Source organism: Bradyrhizobium sp. UFLA05-125, assembly GCF_059803515.1.
The window spans coordinates 367,066-387,938 of the sequence record NZ_JBANBJ010000001.1; the positions used below are offsets into that span (position 1 = coordinate 367,066).

Sequence of the window (20,873 nt, forward strand, 5' to 3'; positions counted from 1 at the left end):
CGGGAGTACATGACTTAACGATGGGCTATGTCTTCGACCCGGCCGCAGTCCTGACCGGCCAATATCTGGACTGGTTCATCTGGGGCGTGGCGACGACGATCGCTCTGACCCTGGCGGCCTGGCTGCTCGGAATGACGATCGGGATCATCCTGACGCTGGTCCGGATGCTTCCGTTCAGGCCGCTCGAATGGCTGGTGGCAGGTTACGTCGAATATCATCGCAACGTTCCGTTGCTGGTTCAGATCCTGGTCTGGTATTTCGGCGTCCCGCAACTGCTGCCTCGCGCCATCCGCACGTGGGTCAACAGCCACCACAGCGAGTTTCTCCTCGCGATGGTGGCACTGGGCCTCGCCAGCGCGGCCTACATCACCGAGGATTTACGCAGCGGAATTCGCTCGATCCCGAAGACGCAATACGAGGCCGCGCGCTCGATCGGGTTCAACTATCTCCAGGCGATGAGCTACGTGATCCTGCCGCAGGCGCTGCGCATCGTGATTCCGCCGCTGATCAACCAGACCCTGCTCCTGTTCAAGAACACCAGCCTCGCCATGGCGATCGGCGTCGGCGAGCTGACCTATCGGACCCGCGAGGTCGACAGCTACACGTTCAAGACGTTCGAAGCGTTCGCTGTCGCAACGATCATCTATCTTGCGATCTCCTTTGGGATCATGGCGCTCGGCGCCTTCGCCGACCGGCGGTTGAAACTCGAGCTGCGCTGATGTTGCAAATCCTCGAGGACAACTGGCTTCTGTTCCTGATCGGGCAATACCCGCACGGTCCGGTCGGTGGGCTTGCAATGACACTGTTCCTCGCGGTCGCCGGCCTATCCCTCAGCTTTCCAGTCGCAATCGGACTCGCGCTGGCTCGTCTCAGCTCCTATCGCTGGCTGCGCGGACCAGCAACGGCGGTGGTGTACGTCGTACGCGGATTGCCGCTGATCATGTTCATCTTCTGGACCTATTTCGCGCTGCCGCTGTTGATCGGACGTACGGTCGGAGGCGTCGAGACGCTGCTCTTCGCACTTGTCGTCTACGAGGCGAGTTATCTTTCGGAGATCATCCGGGCCGGGATTGAAGGCCTGCCCAAAGGTCAGACAGAAGCGGCAAAGGCCCTTGGCCTCGGTTACATTCCGACCACTTTCAAGGTCATCCTGCCGCAAGTCCTGCACAACATGATGCCAAGCTTGGTCAGCCAGTTCGTCTCCACGATCAAGGAGACCTCACTCGGCTATGTCATCAGCGCCAACGAGGTGACGTTTGCGGCGAGCCAGGTGAACAACCAGCTCATGACGCAACCGTTCGAGGTCTACGGATTGCTGGCGCTGACCTATTTCACGCTTTGCTTCACTCTGACATCGGCGGCGCGCTGGCTGGAACGGCGGCTGGCCGCCGAGCGCGGCGGGCTCGGCGTTCGGCCGGCGTGAGGGCAAGCCATGATCCGCTTCGAGGCCGTCGAAAAATGGTTTGGCCAGCACCAGGTGCTGGCCGGCGTGACCGGCCAAGTGAAACGGGGCGAGGTCGTCACGCTGCTCGGCTCATCGGGCTCCGGCAAATCCACGCTCATTCGTACGGTGACGCGCCTGGAAGACATTCAAGGCGGACAAGTGCTGTTCGAGGGTGTTGATGTCGCCGGGCGTGGCGTCGACATTAACCGTCTGCGCCAGCGCGTCGGATTCGTGTTCCAGGCGTTCAACCTGTTTCCGCATCTCACCGCCCTCGGCAACATCACGCTGGGGCTCGAGCGCTTGCGAAAACTGCGCAAGGCTGCGGCCAGAGAGCGCGCCATGACTGAGCTCGACCGTGTCGGACTGGCAGACAAGGCCGACGCCTTGCCGTCGCGCCTGTCCGGCGGGCAACGGCAACGCGTAGCGATCGCACGCGCGCTGGCGATGGATCCGGACGTCATGCTTTTCGACGAGCCGACCAGCGCGCTCGATCCGGAAATGGTCGGCGAGGTGCTCCGTGTGATGAAGTCACTGGCGCAAAACGGCATGACGATGGTGGTCGTCACGCACGAAATCGGTTTTGCCCGCGAGGTCGCCGACACCGTCTGGTTTCTGGACAAGGGCCAGATCGTCGAGAGCGGTCCACCGGCCAAGATCTTCGATGATCCCCGTCACGAGCGATTGCGCTCGTTTCTCTCGAGGGCGCGTTAGGGCGCTCTCACCTTCGCACCCTAAAGCGCGATGAGAATTCCAGATCATGCTCAGCGTCGGCCGCCGCCCATCCCGCCGCCGGGACCACCGAAGCCGCCACCGCCGGGCCCCATGGGACCACCGGGTGAGCCGAGGCCGCCGGGACCAGACGGTCCGCTCGTGCCCGATGGGCCGGAGCCGGGAGCCGGCCCCGGGCCCGAACCAGGCGCAGGAGCACCACCAGGCGCGCCGGGCTGGCCGCTCGGCGAGCCGGGCATGCCGCTTCCCGGATGCAGGATCGAGCCGCCCGGCGAATGGCCGCCAGAGCTTGGCGGGCTGCCCGGTCCCTGCAGCGACGATCCCGGGAACTGCGTGACTGCCTGCACCGATTCGACCTGCAAGCCGCGTCCACGATCGAACACGCCGTTCAGCACCACCCGCGACTCGCCGGCACTCGGCGCAAAGCGCGAGCCGTCATGGGCGACGAGACCGGAGCCGAGCTGCAGATTGGCACCGGCGCGCTGCACATAGGCCTCGACTGATAGCCGGCTCGCTCCGGCGAGATCCGAGAAATCGTCGACCCTGGCGTGCGCAACCTGGAGCGCGCCCTGGCTCGCGCTGCCCTCGACCTGAACGCGCTGGCCGACCAGCGCGACATCGGCACCGTTGAGCCGCAGGCCGCCGATATGCAGTCCGTCAGGACCGCGCTCGACCAGACCCGAGACCCGCGCGGTCGCATTGCGACGCTGCTCGACGAGGCTCGCGACGATCATGCCGTCGGTGCGGCGCAGTCCGAACACGGCCACACGCGTGCCGACGCGGCGCCAGCTCTCCTGGCCGCTCGACTGCACCTTCTGGCCGAGCACGGTGATCTCGTTGCCTTTCACCGCTTCGATCGGGCCAGCAACCTCGCTGGCGATATTGATGCTGCGCGTCGCCAGCGTGCCGTCGGGCTGCCGAACGGCGACCACGCGCGCGAGCTGTCCGATGCGCAAGCTCTTCGTCGTTGCCTGCTCGCCATCGATCCGCACCGGAACGTCGGCCGCGTAAGCGACACGCTCGCCATTGACGTAGATGCTGCCGAAGCGCTGGATCACGCCGACGATGCCGGTGCCGCCGATGCCCTGATCGTCGCCGCGGCTGATGCCAGTGCCGCCGATGCCCTGGTCGGTGCCGCGCCTGGTTTGCGCCCAGGCGGCGCCCGTTCCGGCGAGCCAGACCCCCGCAAGCAGCAGGCGGCGGGATATGCGCGGCGGCTTGGTCATGAGCGACCGCCCTCGCCGCTGCCATTGCTCTCCTCCTCGACGTCCTCGCAATAAATGTAGGTGCCGAAATTCCAGCGGGCATCTCCGCCCTTGTCCTTGGCGAGCGCGCGACGCGCCTCACGGTTGGCGGTCTGAAGGGCCTCCATCGCAAGCTCGCGCGAGCGCGCCTCGAGCCGTTTTGCAAGTTTTGGCGACAAGCCATTGTAATGCACCGCGCGTTCGAGGAAGCGCGGCGCAGGCCCAGAGACGTTTTCGGCCGCAGCGGCGATATGGTCGTGCAGGTTGCGGCCGAGATAGTACCATTTGCTGTCGTTCTCGCCGGGCGGAACGAAGGCAGCCTCGACCAGTTCGATCTCGTCCTCGCCGTTGATCCTGACCAGCCCGCGATCGAGCCATTCGTCGAGCACCGCGCGTGGACGGACGTCCTTGGTGACGGAGGCGACAAGCTGCTCGAACGAGGGAGCCTCGCCTTCGGCCATGCGCGGCAGCGGCAGCGGCTCGCCCTTCGCATCGGTGAATTCGGGCGCGGCAAACCAGCGCGCGATCACGGCGCTGGTCAGCGATACCGCCGCCGGCGCTTCATGCACGGGCGCGCCGGCGCCGCGCAGCCGCGCCACTTCCTTGCGATGGATGCCCGTGAGCAGGCTGACGCGGCTGTCGGTCTGCTCCTTGCCCTCGAGCGCGAAATCGTGCTCGGCGACGTTGACGAACAGCTCGCGGAGCAATTGCGCCAGCGCTGGAAAGGTCATGCCGCTGCGAATGCACAGGCGCACCAACGGGCGCAGCAGCCGCGCCAGGGGCGCGTGCAGCTTTGCCGCGGCGTTCGGCTGTGGTGCAGCCGGTTTATCCGCCGCCTTGGACCCGGGCTTGGCATTCATGTCCGAATTGTAACGGCGCCCCGCGTGGGACACAATCCCACTTTTTTCGTTTGCGCCGTTGACGTGGTAAATTTTCCCACATATACGGGACGGCAACTGAGGGCTCGGCTCGAAAGGGAAAGTTGACCCAATGCCTGACCGCCTGGTCTGCAATTCCAGCATGATTTCTGCACATCTCGGCCGCCGCCTTGGCGCGGTCGAGCCGATGCTGCCCGCGCTGCTGCGCGGCGTGATCTTCATCTCGACGCTCGCGGTGCCCTTCGTCGCCGCCCTCATGGCCGGCTGAGCGGAGCGCGACGAACAACATGGCCCCTGTCAGCCACCACACCCGCCCGTCGGTCCTCCATATCTTCAAGGTCTACTACCCCGACCTGTTCGGCGGCACGCTCACGGTGATCCGCGACATCTGCGCGAGCGTGAAGGACGCCTTCACCTCCGCTGTGCTGGTCTGTTCGAAATCTGCCGAAGAACGCCGCGATATCGTCGTCAATGACGTCGCCGTGGAGCGCGTGCGGTCATTCGGCGACGTGCTCTCGCTGCCGGCCGCGCCGACTTATCCCTGGCGCCTGTGGCGCAAGATCGGGCAGCACGACCTGCTGGCGCTGCACGCCCCCTTCCCGCTTGCCGACCTCGTCTTCGCGTTCGGCTTCGCTCGCAAGCGGCCGCTGGTCGTGCATTGGCATGCCGACATCGTCACCCATGCTGGCCTGCGCTGGTTCGTCGAGCCGTTGATGCGACGGACCCTGCGTCAGGCCGCCGCCATCATCATCTCCGACCGCGTGCTGGTCGACACTACGCCGCTGCTGCGGGAATTCGCCGACAAGTGCCACGTCGTGCCGTTCGGCATCGACACCACGAAATACGACTGGCCGCGAATCGATCCCGAGCACGTCAACGATCGCGGACGGCTCGTGCTCGCCTGCGGGCGGCTCGTTCCCTACAAGGGATTTGAGGTGCTGATCCGCGCTGCGGCAAACCACGACTTCGAGGTCTGGATCATCGGCGAAGGCGTCGAGCGCGTGCGGCTCGAGGAGCTGATCGACGAGCTCGGCGTTCGCGAGCGCGTCCGCCTGCTCGGCTCCGTGCCCGATTGCGAGCGCATCAAGCTGATGTGCATCGCCGACGTGTTCGTGATGCCGTCGGCGACCAGCGCCGAGACCTTTGGGCTCGTCCAGCTCGAGGCGATGGCGGCAGGCCGGCCCGTCGTCAACACGGCGCTGGACACGGCCGTGCCGCATGTTGCCCGTGACGGCATCGAGGCGATCACCGTACCGCCCGGCGATGCCGTCGCGCTTGGCGAAGCCATCGACACCCTGATCCGCGATCCCGAACGCCGCCGTCGCATGGGCCTTGCCGCACGGACGCGCGCGGCGACGCGCTACTCCGCCATGGCCTTCAAGAACGGCATGGAGACGGTGTACACCCAGGCATTGGCTCAGGCCTCGGGCGCGAGCACAAGCCGCTCCGCCGCCGTCGCTTCCCCCACGCCGGGTTGGCACGATGTGGTCCGGATCGCAGGCGCGCTGGCCTGGTCCGACATGCGCCATCGCTACGTGCGCTCGCTGCTCGGCCCGTTCTGGATGTCGCTCCAGATGGCGATCGTGGTCGCGGTGCTGGGTTCGGTGATCGGCCAGATGTCCAACGCCGGGGTGCTGGCCCGGCTGCCCATGCTCGCGCTGTCGATGACGGCCTGGACTTTCCTCAACAGCGTCGTGCTCGATGCCACCACGGCGCTACAGGGCTCGGCGGGCCTGATCCGCGACCGCGCATTGCCACCGGTGATCTTCCTCCTGCAATGCACCTTCCGCCAGGCGCTATTCGCGCTCCACAATGCCTGCGTGCCGCTGATCCTCTGGCTCGTGCTGACCCCGCGCGATATCTCCCACGCTCTGGCCGCCCTGCCGGGGCTTCTGCTCTTCATCGCCTGCACCTTCGCACTGAGCCTGGTGCTCGGCGCCATGGCGACGCGGTATCGCGACCTCAAGCCGATCATCGAATCCTCGCTGATGCTCGGCTTCCTGTCCTCACCCGTGATCTGGTCATCGGAGATGATCAATCATCGCTCGACCATCATGCGGCTCAATCCGCTGACACACCTGTTCGCGGTCTGGCGCGAGCCTTTGATGGGTGGCCATGTCGACACTCTCAGCATCGTCTACGTGCTGGCGTGCCTTGCCGTGCTCGCGCTCGCAAGCTGGCTGACGCTCGTCCACCTGCGCAAAGCGGCCTTCTGGATCTAGCATCATGGCCTCGATCAGCCTGCGTAACGTCAGTCTCGATTATCCCCTCTACGGCGCCTACGACTACTCGCTCAAGCGCCGCCTGCTCGGGCATCTCATCCGCGAGGAAGGCGGGATGCGGATCATCCGCGCCGTCGACAACATCACGATCGAGGCCGAAGCCGGCGCACGCATCGGTCTTGCCGGGCCGAACGGCTCGGGCAAATCGACGCTGCTCCGCCTTATTGCCGGCGTCTATCCGCCCAGCAGCGGCAGCGTCGCAATCAAGGGCAACATCGTGCCCCTGCTCGGTCTCAATGCCGGCGTCAATCTCGACTTCGTGGCGGAGGACAATATCGCGCTCCTGCTGCGCATCTCCGGCCGCAAGCCGACGCGTGCGATCATCGACGAGATCTGGGCCTTTACCGAGCTCGAGGAGCGGATGCAGCGGCTGCCGCTGCGCATGTTCTCCTCGGGCATGCTGATGCGCGTGCTGTTTGCGACCGCGACCGCGTTCCCGGCCGACATCCTGCTGCTCGACGAGTGGCTCAGCGTCGTCGACGAGAATTTCTCGGCCAAGGCGCAGGCCCGGCTGCTCAAGCTGGTCTCGCAGGCCGCGATCGTGATCATTGCCTCCCACGACCAGCCGCTGCTGCGTCGCACCTGCTCCACCATCATCAACCTCGATCACGGACACGTCGCCTCGACGGTCGCCGTCGAGCCGCCCGCCGCACATCCATTCGAGCTCCGCGAGATACGCGCATGAAGAAGAGCATTCTGGTCGTCTCGGAGGCGCTCGGCGAGCCCAACCACAAACGCGGCATCTTCCACTTCTCCCGCGAATTGATCCGCTCGCTCGAGGCCGACGGCCACGAGCTGACCCTGCTCGTCGAGACAACGCGCCGCTACCGCAAGCTGCGGGCTCGCGAACGGCGCACCGGGCTGTTTCCGCGGCAATCGCGCAACATCGAGCTCCTGGCCCTGTACCGTTACCTGGACTCGGTCAACATGAGCGAGCCGATGATGCGCAGCCACGGCGGCCTGCGTCGCCTGCTCGGTTGGATCCGGCACCGGATCGACATGGCGACGTCGTTGGAATACGCCCTCTGTTTCCTGCGGGCGATCGGCCTGCGCGGGATGAGCGCGCGGCTGATCGAGAACAAGAGCGCCGCGCTCGAATACATTCCACCGGATCTGCGTCATCTCGAACTGTTCCGCGACTTCCAGCTCGAAGCCGGCTTCTACAGCTACCAGGACTCCTCGGCCCTCTTCCTGCTGCCGCCACCGCGGATCGATGCCCGCGACTACGACGTCATCCTCGTCGATACGCCGACCCGCGTGGCGATCAAGCGCAAGCCCGGCGCCAAGGTCATCTGCGTCGTCCACGACCTCTTGCCGCTCACCGATCTCAAGCTCAGCGACGTCGCAACGCGCCTGTTCCTGTCGCGCCTGCTGACGAGCCTGCGCCAGGCCGACGAGCTCGCCTTCGTCTCCAACTACAGCATGATGCGGTTCAGGGAGCTGTTGCCGCAATTTGCCCATCTGCCTGCGAGGGTCGTCTACCCCCGCACGCAGTTCGACGCCCCGGATGTCCTGCAACTGCCAGCCCCGACGGGGCGTCCGGGGCGGCCGAGCTTCGTGGTCATCGTCTCCAACGAGCCGCGCAAGAACGTCGCCACCGTTATCCGCGCCTTCCGCGGCATGCCGCAAGCCGACCTCGTTGTGATCGGCTATGCCGGCCGTGCCTCGCAGATGCGCAACCTGCCACCCAACATCCGCTTTGCCGGCTATGTCGACGAGCACGAGAAGGCCACCCTGATCGCCGAAGCGCACGGCCTGATCATGCCGAGCTTCGCCGAAGGGTTCGGCGTGCCGATCATCGAGGCGCTCGCGGCGAACACGCCGGTGCTCTGCTCCGACATCGCGGTGTTCCGCGAGGTTGCGGGTGAGCTTGCCGATTATTTCGATCCGTTCTCCGCCGAGTCGATCCGCGCCTCCGTCACGCGCGTCATCGCGCGACAGGAGGAATGCCGCCGCGATATCAGGGACCGTCGTCGTGAGCTTGCCGAGCGCTTCGGATACGAGACCCAGGCCCGCGATTTCCTCGGCCAGTATCGGCCCGCCGAAAGCATGATGGCCGCGCAATAGGCCACCGTAATGAGCGTTGAAGCCGCCGACGCGCGCGGCACGCTTGCGCCCTCGTGCAGCACCGCGAGGCTGATCTGCAGTGCCGACCTGCTTGCCGCGATGATCGCGGCCTCGCTGCCGTGGTCGACCTCATTGCCGTCGATCTTCGTCGGCCTATGGCTGCTCGTCCTCACGCCGACCATCGATTGGCGGGACTATGCGCGATGCCTGAGGCAACTGGCCTTCGCCTTGCCCTTCGCATTTCTGGGCCTTGCTCTCGCAGGCCTGCTCTGGTCGGACGCCGCCTGGGCCGACCGGCTGCACGCGATCAAGCCGGTCGCAAAGCTCATCATCATTCCGCCGCTGCTTTATCACATCCGGCGTTCGGAGCGCGGCGCGTGGGTCTTCGCCGCCTTCCTCGCCTCGTGCGCTCTGCTCGCGATCTTCTCCTGGATCGTGCTGTTCCACCCCGAGTGGAAGCTGACGGCGACCGCATCCGCCGGCGTGCCGGTCAAGAACTACATCGACCAGAGCCAGGAATTCACCCTGTGCGCCTTTGCGCTTGCGCTGCCGACGCTGACGCTCTGGCGTGAGCGGCGGCTGGCCGCGGCGTCTGGCTGCCTCGCGCTGATCCTGCTGTTCGTCACCAACATGCTGTTCGTCGCCTCTGCCCGCACTGCGCTGCTCTGCATGCCCGTGTTGCTGGCCTTGTTCGCCTGGCGGCATTTGGGCCGGCACGCCGCCCTGTTGCTGCTGGCCGCCGCCGTCGCGGCGAGCCTCCTCGCCTGGACGACGTCGTCGTACCTGCGTCAGCGGATCACGGACGTTGCCGTCGAATACCAGCATGGACACGAAGATATCAGCCACGCCTCCACCGCACAGCGGCTTACCTATTGGCGCAAGGCGATCGCTTCCTTTGCAGAGGCGCCCCTGCTCGGCCACGGCACCGGCTCGATCAAGCGGCAATTCGAGCGCGCCGCGGTGGGACAGGCCGGCCTCGAGGCCGAGGTGGTCAACAATCCCCACAACCAGACCCTCAACGTCGCCGTGCAATGGGGATTGCTCGGAGTCGTCCTGCTCTATGCGATGTGGCTGGTCCATCTGTCGCTGTTCACAGGAGATAGCCTCGCGGCCTGGATCGGGCTCGTCGTCGTCGTGCAGAACGTGACGAGCTCACTGTTGAACTCGCATCTGTTCGACTTTCACGCAGGCTGGATCTACGTGCTCGGCGTCGGCGTCGCCGGCGGCATGACGCTAAAGGCCGAACGCCGCTGAACAGCGGCGCCACACGACCAGTACGCGCCCATCGATCACGAGCAGCGCGCTGCCGATGACAAGCGCCCCCGCTATCTCGCGCAGCGAGACCGGCTCGTCCAACACGAGCCAGCCAAGAAGAATGGCAGTCACGGGAATGAGCAACGTGACCAGCATGACGTTGGTCGCGCCCGAACGTCGCAGGATCTGGAAGAAGACGATATAGGCAAGCGCCGTCGACAAACCTGCGAGGCCGAGCACCGCAAGCCAAGTCGTTGCACCCGGCATGGGATGTCGCCATGGCTGTTCGATTGCGCCGGCGACGATTGCCATCATCACCGTCGAAGCCATCAATTGAAAGGTTGCCGTCCCGAGCGGAGGCGAGTCTTTTAACAATCGACGTGCCGCCAGTGCCGCGAGGCCGTAGCTGAAGGCACCGCCGAGGCAGAGCAAAATGCCGACCCCCTGCCCCGCCCTCGCCTCGACGCCCCAGCCTCTCAGGATGATCACGCCGACGAGCCCCAAGGCGACGCCGGCCACGCGCCGCATCTGCAACGTCTCTTCGCCCGCAATCGCCATCACGATCACGGTGAACAGCGGCGTCGTTGCATTCAGGATCGACGCCAGCCCGCTCGGAATGAAGGTCTGGCCGACCACGATCAGCGAGAATGGGACAACGTTGTTGAGCAGCCCGATCGCGAAGAACGGTCTCCAACCGGAGGTGCCCCTCGGAAACCCGATCTTGTAGAGTCGCAGCAACGGCAGCAGCACGGCCGCGCCGATCATGACCCGCAGGAATACGAGCGTGAATGGCGGCAGCTCCCGCAGCGCCGCGCCATTGAAGAAGAACGAGCCGCCCCAGAGGATCGAGAGCGCGCAGAGCAGCGACCAGTCTCGGGTGTCGATCCGGTTGTCGTTGGCAATCATCGTGTCTCGCTTTGGCGATCGAACCGACCGCCTACCCCGAAACCACAGCCATTGCCACCCGATTTCCGATTGCGACGAGCGGGCCTATTTCGGCCGCGACACGATCTCGATCATCTTGCCCTCGTCATCATCGGGCATCACGGCCTTTGCGCGCGCATAGGCTTCCACGGCAGCGCGGCCAACGAGCGGCTTGTCGGCAAGCAGGCTTTCGGCGAGCTTGACCGCGTAGTCCGCATCCTTGTGACGCAGCGCGGCCGTGAAGGTCGCGCCGGAGAAATCGCGGGCGACCATGCGCTTGGAATGGCGCTGTACCTGCGGGCTTGCGGCGACGCCGGCCTGGATCGACTCCAGCACCAGCTTCATGTCGAGACCGGCCTGCTCGGCGATCGCAAGACCTTCGGCCAGCCCTGCGATCTGGATCGCGCCCATGAGATTGTTGATGAGCTTGTAGACCGTGCCCGATCCTACCGCGCCAAAATGGCGGATGGTCGAGCCGATCGGCTCGAGGAACGGCCGGGCGCGCTCGAGATCGGCGCTGTCGGCACCGACCAGCAGCGTCAGCTTTCCCGCCGCTGCCGCGTCGGGCAGGCCAGTCACGGGGCAGTCGATATAGATGAGCCCCCGCCCCTTCAATTCGCGCGCCATCTCGCGCGCGTGATTATACGAGACCGTGGAGCATTCGATCGCGATCGTGCCGGCCTTCGCCGTCTTCGCCGCGCCGTTGAGACCAAGCCATACGCTGCGCGACGCTTCATCGTCGGCGACCATGGTCACCACGGCATCTGCATCGATCGCGGCGTCCTCGGGCGAGGTCGCCCAGCGCGCGCCACGCGCGATCAGGTCTTCCGCCTTGGCCTTGCTGCGATTCCAGACCGACACGGTGAAGCCGGCATCGAGATAGCGGCCGGCCATGCCGTGACCCATCCGCCCCAATCCGATGAAGGCGATGCGGGGCATGGCTAGTCGACGTCCTCGATTTCGCCGCTCGTGGTGCCGAAGGCACGCTGGGCGAGCGTTGCAGCCATGAACTCATCGAGATCGCCGCCGAGCACGCCCGAGGTATCGGAGGTCTGCACGCCCGTGCGCAGATCCTTCACCATCTGGTAGGGCTGGAGCACATAGGAACGGATCTGGTGGCCCCAGCCGATATCGGTCTTGGCGGCCTGGTCTGCCGCGGCCTTCTCCTCGCGCTTCTTCAGCTCGATCTCGTAGAGCCGCGCGCGCAGCATGTCCCAGGCCTGGGCGCGGTTCTTGTGCTGGGAGCGGCCGGCCTGGCAGACCACCGCGACACCTGTCGGGATATGCGTCAGCCGCACCGCGGATTCGGTCTTGTTGACGTGCTGGCCGCCGGCACCGCCCGACCGCATGGTGTCCGTGCGGACGTCGGATTCCTTGATGTCGATCTTGATGCTGTCGTCGATGACGGGAAACACCTGCACGCTCGAGAACGAGGTGTGCCGCCGCGCGTTGGAGTCGAACGGCGAGATGCGCACCAGCCGGTGCACGCCGGCCTCGGTCTTGAGCCAGCCATAGGCATTGTGGCCCGAGACCTGGATGGTGGCGGACTTGATGCCGGCCTCTTCGCCCTCGGACTCTTCGAGGTATTCGACCTTGAAGCCATGCGTTTCGGCCCAGCGCGTGTACATGCGCAGCAGCATCTGCGCCCAGTCCTGGCTCTCGGTGCCGCCGGCGCCGGCATGAACTTCGAGATAGGAATCGAAACGATCGGCCTCGCCCGAGAGCAGGGCCTCGAGCTCGCGCCGTGCGACTTCCTTTTTCAGGTTCTTGAGCGCAGCCTCAGCCTCGGCGACCACGCCCTCATCGCCCTCGGCCTCGCCGAGCTCGATCATGCCGATGTCGTCTTCGAGCTGCTGCTCGACCTTGCCAATACCGGACAGCGCATCCTCCAGCGAGGTGCGCTCCTGCATCAGCTTCTGGGCTTTCTGCGGATCGTTCCAGAGATTGGGATCTTCTGCGAGCTTGTTCAGCTCCGCGAGGCGCGCCGTCGATTTCTCGACGTCAAAGATGCCTCCTCAGCAGCCCGACTGACTGCTTGATCTCTTCTACCAACCGTTCGATTTCGGCGCGCATGTCGTTCTCTGGTCTCGCGGAATTGTCCGCGTACAATTGAAATGGGGATGTAGCGGCGACGGCTGCAAAGCGCAACCGCCCGCCACATCGATCGTTGGCATTATCCGCTAGTAGAGCCCGCCGGTGCCCGGGCGCATGAAGAAGCCGGAGTCCGGCGGAGGCTGCTGCGGCGCCCGGCCATCGGCATCGGCGACGCCAATGACGGCGTAGTTATCCGGCGGCGCCGTACCGGGCTTAAACGCTTCGAGGATGGTTCCCGACGTCTGCCCCGGAGCGGCGCGCATGCCGGATTTGGAGTCGACACGAACCAGCTTGATGCCGGCCGGAACCTTGAACGGGACCGCCGGCTTATCGGCCAGCGCGAGCTTGAAGAAGTCGCGCGCAATCGGCGCCGAGAGATGGCCGCCAGTCGCAGCATTGCCCCTGCCGAGCGGACGCGGCTTGTCATACCCCATATAGATGGCAACCGCGACGTCTGGCGAGAACCCGACGAACCAAGCGTCCTTGGCTTCGTTGGTGGTACCGGTCTTGCCGGCGATCGGCTTGCCGACCTCCTTGACCACGGTCGCGGTACCAGCCTGGACGACGCCTTCCATCAGCTCAGTGATCTGATAAGCGGTCATGGCATCGAGCACCTGCTCGCGGCGGTCGATGAGCTGCGGCTCGGCCTGGTTCTTCCATCCGCCGGCTGCATCACAGCCGCGGCATTCACGCTGGTCGTGCTTGAAAATGGTATGACCGTAACGGTCCTGGATGCGATCGATCAGCGTCGGCTTCACGCGGCGACCACCATTGGCGATCATGGAATAGGCCGTGACCATCCGCATCGCCGTGGTTTCGCCGGCGCCCAAAGAGTAGGATAGGTAATTGGGCAACTCGTCATAGACGCCGAAGCGCCTGGCATATTCGCCAATCAAGGGCATGCCGATGTCTTGGGCAAGCCGCACCGTCACCGTGTTCCGCGATAGCCGCAGCGCATTGCGCAAGGTCATCGGCCCCATATACTTGCCAGCATCAAAGTTTTCCGGACGCCATACGCCGGAACCCTGACCCTGATCGATTTCGATCGGAGCGTCGAGCACCACGGTCGACGGAGTATAGCCGTTGTCCAGCGCGGCCGAGTAGACGATCGGCTTGAACGAGGAGCCCGGCTGCCGATAGGCCTGCGTGGCGCGGTTGAACTGGCTCTGATCGAAGGAGAAGCCGCCGACCATTGCAAGCACGCGGCCGGTCCAGGGATCCATCGCCACCATCGCGCCCGACACTTCGGGGATCTGGCGGAGCCGGTACTGACCTTCGACGGGTTGCCCTTCCTTGGTGTAGAGCGGATCGGCATAGATCACGTCGCCCGGCTGGAGCACCTGGGACACGGCGGTCGGCGTCTTGCCCTTCGCGGGGCCCGAGGCGGCCTTCGCCCATCGTACGCCGTCGAGCGTGACGATGCCGGTTTCGCGCTGCTTGCTGACGGAGCCGCCGAGCTCGCGCGCGGGCTGGAAGCCGAGACGCGCCGACTGGTCGCTGGTCTCCAGCACCACGGCCATGCGCCACGGCGAGATGTCCGAGAGCGACTTGATGTCTGCGAGCTTGACGCCCCAGTCGCCGGAAATGTCGAGCTTGCTGATTGCGCCGCGATAGCCCTGTTGCTCGTCATAGTTCACGAGGCCGGTGACCATGGTCTTGCGGGCCATGACCTGGATCTTCGGATCGAGCGTCGTGCGCACCGAGAGACCGCCCTCGTAGAGCTTCTTCTCGCCATAGCGCTCGAAGATGTCGCGGCGAACCTCCTCGGCGAAATATTCGCCGGCGAAGGTGTGGGCGCCGTTGGAGCGGTTGGTGACGACCAGCGGCTCCTTGCGCGCCTTCTCGGCGTCGGCTTGCTTGATCCAGCCGTTTTCCTGGAGGCGGTCGATCACGTAATTGCGGCGCTCGATGGCGCGGTCACGGTTGCGCACCGGATGCAGCGTCGCCGGCATCTTGGGCAGCGCCGCCAGATAGGCCGCTTCCGCGACCGTCAGCTCGTTGACCGACTTGTCGAAATAGACGAGCGAGGCCGCGGCAATGCCGTAAGCGCCGAGGCCCAGATAGATTTCGTTCAGATACAGTTCGAGGATCTTGTCCTTGGAGTAGGTCTTCTCGATCCGCATCGCCAGCAAGGCTTCCTTGATCTTGCGGGCGAACGACACCTCGTTGGTCAGGAGGAAGTTCTTGGCGACCTGCTGGGTGATCGTGGAGGCGCCCTGCGGACGACGGTTGGAGCCGTAGTTCTGCAAGTAGAGCAGTCCGGCGCGCGCCATGCCGGTGTAATCGATGCCGCCATGCTCGTAGAAATTCTTGTCCTCGGCGGCGAGGAAGGCGTTGATCACGAGCTTCGGCACCGCCTGGATCGGCAAGTACAGCCGGCGCTCCTTGGCGTATTCGCCAACCAACGAGCCGTCGACCGCGTGCACGCGGGTCATCACAGGCGGTTCGTAATCCTGAAGCTGAGAGTAGTCCGGCAAGTCCTTGGAGAAATGCCAGATCAGGCCTGCCACGGCCCCGACGCCCACCAGGAAGACCACGGTTCCCGCGGCGAACAGGAAGCCCATGAACCGTATCAGCAAGCGCATTATCTGTTTATCCGTTCAAACCTTGAACAACTATGGCGCCGGCAAGGGGCGCCTTCCTCAAGTCGAGAATTCACCGGCGTACCGGTTACACCACTCAAGAGCTTCGCTGGGCCCGTAGCCCTAACACGCTTGCCGAGGGGGTTGTCGATTCCTGCCCCTCATCCGCAGATTTTATAGAGCGCCCGCTGTGGCCAAACTAGGGCTTTGCGAGGACACCCAAAACTCCCTTTTCATCAATTGGCGGGCCCGGCGGTCGCGAGCCGCTTGGCCAAAAAGGCGTCGATGGCCTGGGCCATCGACGTCACGGTCCGGGAACGCCAGCTTTCGGAGACCAGATGCTCGAGATCCCCCTTATTGGACACGTACCCCAGTTCGACCAGCACTGAGGGCACGTCGGGCGCCTTCAGCACCCGGAAGCCTGCCGACTTCAGGGGATGCTTGTGCATCCGCACCGTCGTCTTCATCTCCCCCATCAAAAGTCGGGCAAAACGGTTTGAAAAGGTACGTGTTTCCCGCTGAGCGAGGTCGATCAGGATGTCCGCGACCTCGGCCGGTTCGTCGGACAGATTGACCCCGCCGATGGCGTCCGCCTTGTTTTCGGCTTCCGCCAGCCGCTCGGCCTGGGCGTCGGAAGCCTTGTCGGACAGGGTGTAGATGGTGGCGCCCTGGGCGTCGCCCTCCGCACGCGGCAGCGCGTCGGCATGGATCGAGACGAACAGCGCGGCATTGATGGAACGAGCGACTTTGACGCGGTCGTTGAGCGGAATGAAGGTGTCGTCATCCCGGGTCATGACGACTCGGTACTTGCCGCTCATCTCCAGTCGGTCGCGCAGCGCGAGCCCAAAGGCCAGCACCAGGTTCTTCTCGGCTTCGCCGCTCGACTGGGTGCCGTTGTCGATGCCGCCATGGCCGGGATCGATCACCACCACGGGCCGCGCATCCGTCGGCGCTGCGGCTTTTTGTTGGGCCGGCTCCGGCGCCGCCGTCGCCGGGGGAGGATCAGTTGTCGCCGGATGCAGAGCGGCCCGGCTTTCCGGCGCCACCGACTGCGCGAAAGCAGCGCGATCGACCTCCTCCAGCTCCAGCACCAGCCGGGCTGGCTGGCCGTTGGCGGCCTCGAGCACGTAGGAATTGGCGATCTTGGCGGGGCCGGCAAGGTCGAGCACGATTCGCGAGCCGCCCGGCATCACGAGGCCATAGCGGAACGCCTTGACGAGCCCGCGCCCGGCCGCCCCTGTGCCCGCAGGAAGCTGGAAATTGATCTGGGGAACATCGACCACCACCCGGTACGGGTCCGCCAGGGTGAAAGCCCGGAAGGTAATGGTCTGATCGAGATCGAGAACAAGGCGGGTCTGCTTGATGTCCCCGGCCAGGCGCGCCGCCGAGACAACCGGGAAATTCGACGCCGAAACGGCAGCTTGCGGCTGGCTTTCCGCGGCCGCGACGGGCCTGGAATCAGAGCATGGCAATGCTGCGGCGCACAGCAGCGCACATCCCAGCAAAATCAGATGATTTGCGCGGCTCGCCACCGATTCCGTGCCTCCGAGCAGCTCTTCTAACGCAATAGAACCGGAGGGTTAATCCAATCCTAATGACGCAATGACCAAATCTCGCCAAGTGTGACCGGCGCGCGACGCTCGCCTTACGCTCCCTTGCACCAACGGCGCATTCCTCGTATGTACGAATTGCTGACGGCCAATATTTTCGGTTGCGTCGCTCTCAGCCTCCCGGTGCAGCGCCGGAACTCTCAAGGTTTGAGGATTCCAGCGTTTTCCCCCCTCCTTCACGGCCAGCGCGGCGCGCGGCAGCGAGGTTGGACGGGTCAAAGCTCCGGTGGCGCCGGTCCCAGGTTACCACCATTTCCAGGGACGGGCTTTGACAGGCGGCGTAGCCCGTAACCCGGTTCCTTAATCCCAAGGACCGGCGGTGTTCCCAAGGGGCGAGCGCATTCGCGCCAAACCCTGGCCAGCGGCAACTGATTAAGGGGCGGCGCGCTCGCCGTCCAATGTTTCATACGGGCCGACGCTTGATGCGCCAGACTGTGCCGACCAAAACTGAGAGACAATTCGCGACATTGCGGAGCGAAGCTTCCGCGCGCCGCGTTGTTCTCTCGGCTTCCGGTTCTGCGCGGCACGAGCGAGGGCGTTTCGGCCTTCCCCTCACCCCCGAATCAGGTGGACCGTCGCGTCACCCGGCAGCGCTAATCGCGCCCACGGTGAACCGCGCCCGCCGCCGCCAAGAGTTAAAATATGCCCAACAAGATGTTGATCGATGCCACCCACCCGGAAGAGACCCGGGTCGTCGTGGTCCGCGGCAATCGCGTCGAAGAATTTGATTTCGAGACCGCGCAACGCAAGCAACTGCGCGGCAATATCTACCTCGCCAAGGTCACACGGGTCGAACCGTCCCTCCAGGCCGCCTTTGTCGAATATGGCGGCAACCGCCACGGCTTCCTCGCCTTCAGCGAAATCCATCCCGACTACTATCAGATCCCGGTTGCCGATCGGCAGGCGCTGATCGAGGCCGAGGAGCAGGCTCATCGCGAGGCCGAGGAGGAGAACGAGAATCGTTCCCACAACCGGCGCCGCTCGCGCCACCGCAATGCCCGTCGTCGCGGCCATGGCGAGCGCGTGCAGAGCGACATCGTCGAGGGCCTCGAGGCCGGCGCTGATCCCGCCGCCCAGCCGTTCGAAGGCGAGATACTGCAGCAGCACGCCGAGGGCGCTGCGCATGAGGGCGAGCATCTGCACGCCGAAGCGGAGCATCACGACGCGTTCGAGGCTCATGACCACGATCATGATGAGCTTGGGCACGATGATCATGAGCACGCGCATGACCATGACCACCATCATGATGATGGTGAGCATGAGCATGAGTATGAACACGACCATCACGATCATGCCGACGAGGCCCTCGAGCCCATTGCGGCAGTTGGAGCCGACCCCGCGGTCGCGACCGAGTTTGCCACGGAACCGCAGCAGACCACCGCCTCCGAAGCGCCGGTGCCCGAACTCCATGCCGAGGCGCTGGCGGAAGCCGTGACCGCCGCGATCGAACCCGCCGACGCCGTGTACGCCGCCATTGAAACCGCAGAAGTGCCGCATCCCGGCGCTCCCGCCGAGGACGACGCCGACGATGGCGAGGATGGTGAAGAGGCCGAAGAGGAAGTCGTCGAATCGGTCGGCGGCGACGACGTGCTGGAGGAAGTGCCGGAGCGCACCTTCCGCCCGCGCCGCCAGTACAAGATCCAGGAAGTCATCAAGCGCCGCCAGGTGATGCTGGTGCAGGTCGTCAAGGAAGAGCGCGGCAACAAGGGCGCTGCGCTGACGACCTATCTGTCGCTCGCCGGCCGTTATGCCGTACTGATGCCGAACACCGCGCGCGGCGGCGGCATCAGCCGCAAGATCACGTCGGCCCAGGACCGCTCGCGACTGAAGGAAGTGGTGCAGGATCTTGATGTGCCCGAAGGCATGGGCATCATCCTGCGCACGGCCGGTGCCTCCCGCACCAAGCCCGAGATCAAGCGCGACTTCGAATATTTGATCCGGATGTGGGAGACGGTGCGCGACCTGACGCTGAAGTCGCAGGCTCCGACCCTCGTCTACGAGGAAGGCTCGCTGATCAAGCGCTCGCTGCGCGACCTCTACAACAAGGAGATCGACGAGATCCAGGTCGCGGGCGAAAGCGGCTACCGCGAAGCGCGCGACTTCATGAAGATGCTGATGCCGGCCAATGTCGGCGCGGTGAGGCAGTATCGCGACGGCCAGCCGCTGTTCTCGCGCATGGGCGTCGAGAGCCAGCTCGATGCGATGTTCTCGCCGACCGTGCAGTTGCGCTCCGGCGGCTATGTCGTGATCAACCAGACCGAGGCGCTGGTCTCGATCGACGTCAACTCCGGCCGCTCGACGCGCGAGCACCATATCGAGGACACCGCGCTCAAGACCAATCTGGAAGCGGCCGAAGAGGTAGCGCGCCAGCTCCGCCTGCGTGACCTCGCCGGCCTGATCGTCATCGACTTCATCGACATGGACGAAAAGCGCAACAACCGCGCGGTCGAGCGCAAGCTGTCCGATTGCCTCCGGCAGGACCGCGCGCGCATCCAGGTCGGCCGCATCTCGCATTTCGGCCTGTTGGAGATGTCGCGCCAGCGCATCCGCGCCAGCGTGCTCGAGAGCTCGACCGATCCGTGCCCGCATTGCGGCGGCACCGGTCACGTGCGCTCGGTCTCCTCGGTCGCGCTCCAGCTGCTGCGCGGGCTGGAAGAGATTTTGATGAAGGGCGCGACCCATAATCTGGTGGTCCGCACCCGCACCGACGTCGCCCTCTATGTGCTGAACCACAAGCGCGGCCATCTGCGCGACCTCGAGAACAGCTTCAAGGTCACGCTGTCGGTCATCGCCGACCCGTCCGTCAGTGGGCCGCAGGCCTATATGATCGACCGCGGCGAGCAGGTGCATACGCTGGAAGCCGCCAAGGCGCTGCTCGCAGCGCAGGCCGCGGCAAGCCCGCCGCCAGTGGTTGAAGAAGCCTATGACGATGAGGACGGCTTCGATCTCGAGACCGAATCCGAGGTCGAGACGGACGAGACCGAGGGTCTCGCTGAGGAACAGGCCGCAGGTGATGCTGCGCCCGAGCAGGACGGCCAGCGCCGCAGGCGCCGTCGGCGTCGTCGCGGCCGTGGCGGCCAGCGCGAGGGCGAGATTCGCGAGGACACCGCGCCGATCGCTCCCGAGCCGGCCCTGGCTGCAGGCGAGTCCGACGAGGAATCCTATGTCGAGCAGGAAGGCGAAGAAACCGATGAGCAGCTCGACCAGGCCCGCGGTGAGCAGGGTGGCGGCGAGCGCCGTCGCCGGCGTGGACGTCGCGGCGGTCGCCGCCGCCGTGGCGGAGGTGAGGAAGGTCTCTCCGGTTCGATCAACGACGAGCTGAGCGCCAATCCGCCGCCTGAAGCGACGGAGGCGATCGCCGATTTCGACGCCTTCACGCCCGACGCGTCGCCGTCGATCGCGCAGACCGAAGCAATCGTTCGACCATCGGCACTGCAGCCTGAGGAGCTGGCCGACGCAGCACCTGCTCCGGCTCAATCCGAGGCAGCCAACACCGCCGATGAGTCCGCCTCCGACAACGACAAGGCCGCGCGGCGTCGTTCGACCGTGCGTGAAAAGGTGAGCTTCTTCAGCAGCCAGCCCGAGCCGGATGCCGAGGTCGCGCAAGCGCCCACCGAGGTTACGCCCCCCGCTCCCGCAGCCGAGCCTGCGCCGGAGGCCGTAGTCGAAACACCGGCGCAGCAGCCGCGTCGCGCCGGCTGGTGGTCCCGCCGTTTCGGCGGCGGCGAATAAGCCGAGCGCTCGACAACAAAAACGCCCGGCTTG

Annotated in this window: 16 protein-coding genes; 9 read left to right on the forward strand and 7 right to left on the reverse strand. The window is 65.2% G+C overall.

The window, feature by feature from the left end:
- Positions 1-20 precede the first annotated feature (20 nt).
- The 3 genes from SO156_RS01810 to SO156_RS01820 are packed head-to-tail and all read left to right on the forward strand — an operon-like array spanning position 21 to position 2,155.
- Positions 21-719 carry an amino acid ABC transporter permease gene (locus SO156_RS01810; protein WP_498533634.1) on the forward strand — a complete coding sequence of 233 codons (699 nt, stop codon included), beginning with the start codon at positions 21-23 and terminating at the stop codon, positions 717-719.
- On the forward strand, positions 719-1,423 hold the full coding sequence (locus tag SO156_RS01815) for an amino acid ABC transporter permease (protein ID WP_498533635.1): 705 nt from the start codon (positions 719-721) through the stop codon (positions 1,421-1,423). Before SO156_RS01810 ends, SO156_RS01815 begins: the two co-directional genes overlap by 1 nt.
- A gap of 9 nt (positions 1,424-1,432) precedes the next feature.
- Positions 1,433-2,155 (forward strand): amino acid ABC transporter ATP-binding protein, encoded by a 723-nt coding sequence (locus tag SO156_RS01820; RefSeq protein WP_458144792.1) that lies wholly within the window; start codon positions 1,433-1,435, stop codon positions 2,153-2,155.
- Positions 2,156-2,205: 50 nt separating this feature from the next.
- On the opposite strand, the gene SO156_RS01825 is transcribed toward SO156_RS01820, so the two are convergent.
- Together SO156_RS01825 and SO156_RS01830 are read right to left on the reverse strand one after the other, a co-directional pair.
- Positions 2,206-3,399, reverse strand: coding sequence for a DUF5666 domain-containing protein (locus tag SO156_RS01825; RefSeq protein ID WP_498533636.1), 1,194 nt, complete (start codon positions 3,397-3,399; stop codon positions 2,206-2,208).
- Entirely contained in the window at positions 3,396-4,277 is an 882-nt protein-coding gene (locus SO156_RS01830) for a DUF6502 family protein (RefSeq protein ID WP_458144790.1), read from the reverse strand. Before SO156_RS01830 ends, SO156_RS01825 begins: the two co-directional genes overlap by 4 nt.
- 130 nt (positions 4,278-4,407) lie before the next feature.
- Here SO156_RS01830 and SO156_RS01835 point away from each other — a divergent pair, with 130 nt between their 5' ends.
- Genes SO156_RS01835 through SO156_RS01855 form a run of 5 tightly spaced genes read left to right on the forward strand, consistent with a single transcriptional unit; the run spans position 4,408 to position 9,898 of the window.
- The gene (locus tag SO156_RS01835; RefSeq protein ID WP_458144789.1) at positions 4,408-4,563 is read left to right on the forward strand and encodes a hypothetical protein; all 156 of its coding nucleotides are present in this window, start codon (positions 4,408-4,410) and stop codon (positions 4,561-4,563) included.
- A gap of 19 nt (positions 4,564-4,582) precedes the next feature.
- The gene (locus tag SO156_RS01840) at positions 4,583-6,517 is read left to right on the forward strand and encodes a glycosyltransferase (RefSeq protein ID WP_498533637.1); all 1,935 of its coding nucleotides are present in this window, start codon (positions 4,583-4,585) and stop codon (positions 6,515-6,517) included.
- 4 nt (positions 6,518-6,521) lie between these two features.
- Positions 6,522-7,262 carry an ABC transporter ATP-binding protein gene (locus tag SO156_RS01845; protein WP_458144787.1) on the forward strand — a complete coding sequence of 247 codons (741 nt, stop codon included), beginning with the start codon at positions 6,522-6,524 and terminating at the stop codon, positions 7,260-7,262.
- Positions 7,259-8,644, forward strand: coding sequence for a glycosyltransferase family 4 protein (locus tag SO156_RS01850; RefSeq protein WP_458144786.1), 1,386 nt, complete (start codon positions 7,259-7,261; stop codon positions 8,642-8,644). Before SO156_RS01845 ends, SO156_RS01850 begins: the two co-directional genes overlap by 4 nt.
- A 9-nt stretch (positions 8,645-8,653) precedes the next feature.
- A complete protein-coding gene (locus tag SO156_RS01855; protein WP_498533638.1) occupies positions 8,654-9,898 on the forward strand; it encodes an O-antigen ligase family protein in 1,245 nt (414 codons plus the stop codon).
- On the opposite strand, the gene SO156_RS01860 is transcribed toward SO156_RS01855, so the two are convergent.
- The 5 genes from SO156_RS01860 to SO156_RS01880 all read right to left on the reverse strand — a co-directional run bounded on the left by SO156_RS01860 (position 9,878) and on the right by SO156_RS01880 (position 17,030).
- A complete protein-coding gene (locus tag SO156_RS01860; protein WP_458144784.1) occupies positions 9,878-10,804 on the reverse strand; it encodes a DMT family transporter in 927 nt (308 codons plus the stop codon). The genes SO156_RS01855 and SO156_RS01860 overlap by 21 nt on opposite strands.
- A gap of 84 nt (positions 10,805-10,888) precedes the next feature.
- Entirely contained in the window at positions 10,889-11,761 is an 873-nt protein-coding gene (locus SO156_RS01865) for an NAD(P)-dependent oxidoreductase (RefSeq protein ID WP_458144783.1), read from the reverse strand.
- 2 nt (positions 11,762-11,763) lie between these two features.
- A protein-coding gene (prfB, locus tag SO156_RS01870) for a peptide chain release factor 2 (RefSeq protein ID WP_458144782.1) occupies positions 11,764-12,895 on the reverse strand; the annotation gives its coding sequence in 2 pieces (ribosomal slippage) (positions 11,764-12,825 and positions 12,827-12,895; 1,131 coding nt in all).
- A gap of 107 nt (positions 12,896-13,002) precedes the next feature.
- Complete coding sequence (locus tag SO156_RS01875; RefSeq protein ID WP_458144781.1) at positions 13,003-15,501, reverse strand: penicillin-binding protein 1A; 2,499 nt, start codon at positions 15,499-15,501, stop codon at positions 13,003-13,005.
- A 233-nt stretch (positions 15,502-15,734) separates the two neighbouring features.
- Positions 15,735-17,030: an N-acetylmuramoyl-L-alanine amidase gene (locus SO156_RS01880; RefSeq protein ID WP_498533639.1), complete on the reverse strand. Its 1,296-nt coding sequence runs from the start codon at positions 17,028-17,030 to the stop codon at positions 15,735-15,737.
- 720 nt (positions 17,031-17,750) lie between these two features.
- Here SO156_RS01880 and SO156_RS01885 point away from each other — a divergent pair.
- Positions 17,751-20,840: an Rne/Rng family ribonuclease gene (locus SO156_RS01885; protein ID WP_498533640.1), complete on the forward strand. Its 3,090-nt coding sequence runs from the start codon at positions 17,751-17,753 to the stop codon at positions 20,838-20,840.
- Positions 20,841-20,873 lie beyond the last annotated feature (33 nt).

Coding starts and splice junctions, on each gene's coding strand:
- SO156_RS01810 (WP_498533634.1), top strand. CDS start 21: ATGGGCTATGTCTTCGACCCGGCCGCAGTCCTGACCGGCCAATATCTG.
- SO156_RS01815 (WP_498533635.1), top strand. CDS start 719: ATGTTGCAAATCCTCGAGGACAACTGGCTTCTGTTCCTGATCGGGCAA.
- SO156_RS01820 (WP_458144792.1), top strand. CDS start 1,433: ATGATCCGCTTCGAGGCCGTCGAAAAATGGTTTGGCCAGCACCAGGTG.
- SO156_RS01825 (WP_498533636.1), bottom strand. CDS start 3,399: ATGACCAAGCCGCCGCGCATATCCCGCCGCCTGCTGCTTGCGGGGGTC.
- SO156_RS01830 (WP_458144790.1), bottom strand. CDS start 4,277: ATGAATGCCAAGCCCGGGTCCAAGGCGGCGGATAAACCGGCTGCACCA.
- SO156_RS01835 (WP_458144789.1), top strand. CDS start 4,408: ATGCCTGACCGCCTGGTCTGCAATTCCAGCATGATTTCTGCACATCTC.
- SO156_RS01840 (WP_498533637.1), top strand. CDS start 4,583: ATGGCCCCTGTCAGCCACCACACCCGCCCGTCGGTCCTCCATATCTTC.
- SO156_RS01845 (WP_458144787.1), top strand. CDS start 6,522: ATGGCCTCGATCAGCCTGCGTAACGTCAGTCTCGATTATCCCCTCTAC.
- SO156_RS01850 (WP_458144786.1), top strand. CDS start 7,259: ATGAAGAAGAGCATTCTGGTCGTCTCGGAGGCGCTCGGCGAGCCCAAC.
- SO156_RS01855 (WP_498533638.1), top strand. CDS start 8,654: ATGAGCGTTGAAGCCGCCGACGCGCGCGGCACGCTTGCGCCCTCGTGC.
- SO156_RS01860 (WP_458144784.1), bottom strand. CDS start 10,804: ATGATTGCCAACGACAACCGGATCGACACCCGAGACTGGTCGCTGCTC.
- SO156_RS01865 (WP_458144783.1), bottom strand. CDS start 11,761: ATGCCCCGCATCGCCTTCATCGGATTGGGGCGGATGGGTCACGGCATG.
- SO156_RS01875 (WP_458144781.1), bottom strand. CDS start 15,501: ATGCGCTTGCTGATACGGTTCATGGGCTTCCTGTTCGCCGCGGGAACC.
- SO156_RS01885 (WP_498533640.1), top strand. CDS start 17,751: ATGCCCAACAAGATGTTGATCGATGCCACCCACCCGGAAGAGACCCGG.